General features: G+C 64.1%; 3 protein-coding genes and 3 pseudogenes. All 6 read left to right on the top strand.

Annotation, left to right across the window (positions count from 1 at the left end):
• Positions 1–45 precede the first annotated feature (45 nt).
• A pseudogene (locus tag BST40_RS27240) lies at positions 46–156 on the top strand (type VII secretion protein EsxI); the annotation flags it as partial.
• Positions 157–884: 728 nt separating this feature from the next.
• On the top strand, positions 885–2591 hold the full coding sequence (locus tag BST40_RS27235) for a PE family protein (RefSeq protein ID WP_083156413.1): 1707 nt from the start codon (positions 885–887) through the stop codon (positions 2589–2591).
• A 220-nt stretch (positions 2592–2811) separates the two neighbouring features.
• Positions 2812–3342 (top strand): annotated as a pseudogene (locus BST40_RS27230) (PPE family protein); the annotation flags it as partial.
• A gap of 35 nt (positions 3343–3377) precedes the next feature.
• Positions 3378–4529, top strand: coding sequence for a PPE family protein (locus tag BST40_RS27225; RefSeq protein WP_083156410.1), 1152 nt, complete (start codon positions 3378–3380; stop codon positions 4527–4529).
• Between the two features lie 54 nt (positions 4530–4583).
• The gene (locus tag BST40_RS27220; protein WP_083156407.1) at positions 4584–4880 is read left to right on the top strand and encodes a WXG100 family type VII secretion target; all 297 of its coding nucleotides are present in this window, start codon (positions 4584–4586) and stop codon (positions 4878–4880) included.
• A 14-nt stretch (positions 4881–4894) separates the two neighbouring features.
• Positions 4895–5087: pseudogene (locus tag BST40_RS27215) on the top strand (WXG100 family type VII secretion target); the annotation flags it as partial.

Below are 5087 nucleotides of genomic sequence, written 5' to 3'. Positions count from 1 at the left end.
GCGCGCCCGAGTGTGATCCCGCGCACCGGTGTCGGGTAGCGCCGGGACTTTTGGGGCGCGACCTGCCGGGAGTTCATTACCCAGCTGGGCCGCAACTTCCGGCTGATCGACGAACAAGCCAACGCCCACGGTCAACAGCTACAAGCCGCCGGTTCTGCGCCTAACCAGCTGGTGCCGGGCTCGACCAGCTACCACGGCAGCTATTTGCGAAGGGAAATCTCAGCAAAGAGCTACGCAACCAACCGTGGCGCCCAGACGGCTAATGCTGCACGGCGTGGCTTCCTGATACGGCAGGAACACAATCAGGATCGTCGGCACCGCCGCAATGGCTTGGGCATCGGCCAAGGCAGCAGATCACGCGGGCCGCGTCTGATGTTGCGGGACCTTCGATGGATGTCGGCCCGCCACTTCTGATTTGACGAGCAGTTGTCGTCTGCCGCGGGTGCACCCTCAACACCGGGCACCGAATCCCGGTGGCGATACACATTGCCGTCCGCTGGGTGCACCGTTGGTGTCGTGACCGTCTCGCGCTCCGCGTCGGCTTCGACACTCGTTAACGCCTGCCAGCGTTGGCCATAACCCGTACAGCAATCCGACCTTCCTACATACAGCAAACCTGCAAAGAACTTGTCGATGCTCCCCGCGATCCGAGTTGCGACGATCGCGTCGCGATCCTTCGTAGGCACCCGCGATGGACGCCCCATGCGGACTTCGATATCCGGGCAACCTCCGCCTCGCCTGCACGCATGCATTTCTTGGACATTACTTGGACGTAACTGGCAGGTTGCTGTGAATTCTCCCATGTTACTCACGAGTTAACTACGTTAGACACTTGACAAATAGTGGCCCGCTGTCTACCGGGCGAGGAGTCGAAGGAGTCGGATATGTCGTATGTGATCGCAACGCCGGAACTGGTACTGGGCGCGGCCCAGGATTTGGCGGGGATTCGTTCGTCGCTGGCCGAGGCCATCGCGACTGCCGCGAGCCCCACGACCGGGATAGCTGCGGCGGCCCAGGACGAAGTTTCGGTCGCCATCGCGTCCATGTTCGGCAACTTTGGCCACGAATTTCAGGTACTCAGCGCCCAAGCGCGGGCGTTTCACGACCAGTTCGTCAACGTGATGAACGCAGGTGCGGGCGCGTACCTGAGCGCTGAAGCCGCGAACGCCGAACAGGCGCTACTCGGTGGTGGCACCGGCGGAGTTGCTCAGATGCTCGGCAACCTGGGCCGGCAGGTCGGCGGCGCCGTGATGGCCGCGGAGTCCGCCGCTCGGCAGGTCGCCGGCGAGGCCGGAAGTACCCTGAACCGCGCCGTGACCGCTATCCAGAGCGGGGGCGCTACGGCGCTAGGGTCGGGTCAGATCCAGGCCGACATGCGAGCCGTTTCACAGGCCGTCGCGACCGCTCCTGCTCGGCTTGCGGGCCAGATTCAGACTGGCGCACAAACCATTTCGCAGTCCATCAATGGACTTCAGACGGAGCTCGGAGCGCTCCCGACAGGCGGGTTGCCCGGGCTGACCACCGGCCTGGCCACGTTTGGCGCCACGGTCGCCGGCCCGTACCAAACGCTCTTCACCACGACTGCCGCCAATCTGCAAAGCCTACAAAGTGCCATCGCAGCGAACCCGCAGCCGTTCCTGCATCAGTTCCTCAGCAACCAGATCGGTTACCAACAGACGCTCGCCACCGCGCTCCGAAGCGCCATTCAGAACTTCCCCGCTTCCGTCCAAGGTCTGTTGTCCACTGATCCGGCGGCAGTCCTGCAGGCGCTCGTCAACCAACAGATCGGCTACTCCCAGACGATCAGCACCGCCCTGCACAGCGCCGCCCACGACTTCGATGCCGGGTTGGCGGCCCTGCCGGCCGCCTTCCAAACCGCCTTCCAGGATTTTGCGGCCGGCAACGTCTCGGGTGCGGTCGGCGATATCGCGACCGGCTTCGGCAATTTGTTCCTGACAGGTTTCGTCGCTGGCCCCATCCACGGTGGCGTGATCCCGGTCACGCCGGTGGGCACTTTGGGAGATCTCTTACCCATCCTCGCCATCCCCGGACAGATGGCGCAGAGCTTCACCAACCTGCTACCGGCCACGTCCATTCCGGGTCAGATTTCGCAGAACGTCACCAATGTGATCAACACGCTGACCGACACCTCTCAGGCGTTGAACATCAATACCAGCGTCCTTCACGTCGGGTTGCCGCTGGTAATGACTCTGGGCGCGATAGCTCCGGCGATCACCACAGTAAACGCGTTGGGATCCAGCGTGAATGCGTTTATCAGCGCGGCGCAAACGGGGAACATCCTTGGCGCCGCCACCGCATTAATTGACGCTCCGGCGGTGGTTGCGAATGGCTTCCTCAACGGCCACGGGTCATTCACCATACCGGCGTTCCTTACCGGCGTCGAGGTGGACACCAGTGTCCCGCTTGGCGGGATCCTTACTCCATCGGAATTCGCGTCACTTTCCATCCCATTGTTCGGGTTAGGACCCTTCCCGCTCAGTGGCACCGCATTCGGAGGTGTCGTTCCCGATTTGTTCACCTTCCTGCCCGAACAGCTTGCGGAGGCAATCGGTGCGCCCGTGCCCATTTAATTCTTCTTCTTCTTCCGTCATCTGGCCTAGCCTCAGCAGCGCTGTGGGGTGGCCGGCTTACGACCCTTAAAAATTCCGTGTGGCGGAGTCAACACCTAACTATTGCGCTTCGCGTACCGGCATGCGGTGTGACCGAAAAATTGGAGGCAGCTACGACGGAATTGGCAGGTATCGGCTCGGCGCCGGTTCATAAATCTTTCAAGCAGAAAGGACGACGGTAATGAACTATTCGATGCAGCCGCCAGAAATCAATTCAGCAAAAATCTATACCGGTGCCGGCTCGGGTCCGTTGCTGACCGCCGCGGCGGCCTGGGACGGGATGGCCTCCGAGTTGAGCTCGGCGGCCACCGCGTTTGAGTCGGTGACGTCGGGGCTCACCGGCATGGCGTGGCAAGGCCCGGCTTCGGCCGCGATGGCAGCCGCAGCAGCCCCATACGCCGGATGGCTCAGTACGTCGGCCGCCCGAGCGGGGCATGCAGCTGCACGAGCCCAAGCTGCGGCCGCCATCTACGAAGCAGCGCGGGCGGCGACGGTGCATCCGCTATCGGTCGCGGCCAACCGCACCGAGCTGGTATCGCTGGTGAGGTCGAACCTATTGGGCCTCCTCGCTCCCGCCATCGCCGCCACCGAAGGTGACTACGAGCAAATGTGGGCCCAGGATGTGACGGCGATGGCGGGCTACCACGCCGGGGCTTCGGAGGTGGCCGCGCAGTTACCGTCGTGGCGGCAAGCGCCGCAGAACCTGCCGGGCTAGGCGGCCGCGTGGGTAGCGATCGGGGGTTTGCGATGGTTCCGGAGTTTGCCGGGTTGCCCCCGGAGATCAACTCGGCACGGATCTTTGCCGGCGCCGGATCGGGACCGCTGCATATGGCCGCGGCGGCTTGGAATACGTTGGCCGCCGAATTGGCAGCATCGGCGGCCTCGTTCGACTCGGTCGTTACTGGATTGACCTGTGGGCCGTGGGCAGGTCCAGCAGCGGTGGCGATGGCCGCAGCGGCCACGCGTTATGTGGGTTGGCTCAATGAGGCGGCGGCACAGGGGGAGCGGGCGGCGTCCACAGCTAGAGCGGCGGCGACGGCGTTTGAGACGGCGATGTCGGCCACAGTGCATCCGGCCGCGGTGACGGCCAACCGGATGCTGCTCGGGGCTTTGGTGGCGACAAACTTCCTGGGACAAAACACCCCCGCGATTGCGGCAACTGAATTCGACTACATGGAAATGTGGGCCCAGGACGTGGCCGCGATGGTGGGCTATCACGCCGGGGCGACATCGGCGGCCGCGGCGCTGACGTCGTTTAGTGTGCCGCCGCTGGATTTGGCGGGGTTGGCTTCGCAAGTCGGTGCGGGTATCGCTGGGATGGCGTCGGCGGCCCAACATGCGGTGGCAACGGCTCCCTCCTTGCTGAGCGGGGTCCAGTCGTTGACTTCAGTGGTTCCGGTGTCATCGTTGACGTCGCTAGCCCAGATGGCGATGTATCCGGCCAGTATGCTGATTTCCCCGCTGATGTCGTTGGCGCAGAGCGCCAATCCGAGCATGGCGGGATTGGCACGTGCGGCGGCGGGGGCGGGTGCTGATGTTCCGAAATTTGTCGGTGGCACCGCTCCGGCCTTAAAGCCGCTGGGCGGCGGCGCGGGGATGGCCGCGCAGTTAGGTAAATCGCATTTGCTGGGGGCCATGTCGGTGCCGCCGGCCTGGCAGGGCTCGATGCCTAAGGGGATGGCCAGTGCGGCGGTGGCGGGGTTAGGTGCCATGGCAAGTCCTGCGGCGACGGCGCCGGCAGCCACGCCGGCTGGTGGGGGGATGCCGATGATGCCGATGCCGATGGGGATGGGTGGTGCCGGTGCGGGGATGCCCGCCGCGATGATGGGCCGCGGTGGGGCGAATCCGCATGTGGTGCAGGCGCGCCCGAGTGTGATTCCGCGCACCGGCGTCGGATAGGGCGGGGGTGATCGGTCGCGCAGTTTTCAGCCACGATTGACGGGACACAAGGTAATGACCACCCGGTTTATCACCGATCCGCATGCGATGCGGGATATGGCGGGTCGGTTCGAGGTGCGTGCGCAGACCGTCGAGGACGAGGCGCGGCGGATGTGGGCGTCGTCGCAAAATATTTCCGGGGCCGGCTGGAGTGGGTTGGCCGGGGCGACCTCGTTGGACACCATGGGTCAGATGAATCAGGCGTTTCGCAATATCGTGACCATGTTGCACGGGGTGCGTGATGGGTTGATCCGCGACGCCAATAACTATGAGCAGCAAGAGCAGGCGTCGCAGCAGATTTTGAGCAGTTAGGAAGGATTTCGGCGATGACGATTAATTACCAGTTCGGTGATGTCGATGCCCATGGGGCGTTGATCCGGGCGCAGGCGGCGTCGTTGGAGGCCGAGCATCAGGCGATCGTGCGTGATGTGTTGGCCGCCGGGGACTTCTGGGGCGGGGCCGGCGCCATTGGCCAGCAGCACGACCGCTTTCAGGCCCTCCACCGCGGCACCCATGTCC

Origin of the sequence: Mycobacterium persicum (genome assembly GCF_002086675.1) — a bacterium.
Lineage (GTDB): Bacteria > Actinomycetota > Actinomycetes > Mycobacteriales > Mycobacteriaceae > Mycobacterium > Mycobacterium persicum.
The sequence above is the reverse complement of the archived record's forward strand: the minus strand, read 5'-3'. Positions and strand labels throughout refer to the sequence as shown.

Coding starts and splice junctions, on each gene's coding strand:
- BST40_RS27235 (WP_083156413.1), top strand. CDS start 885: ATGTCGTATGTGATCGCAACGCCGGAACTGGTACTGGGCGCGGCCCAG.
- BST40_RS27225 (WP_083156410.1), top strand. CDS start 3,378: ATGGTTCCGGAGTTTGCCGGGTTGCCCCCGGAGATCAACTCGGCACGG.
- BST40_RS27220 (WP_083156407.1), top strand. CDS start 4,584: ATGACCACCCGGTTTATCACCGATCCGCATGCGATGCGGGATATGGCG.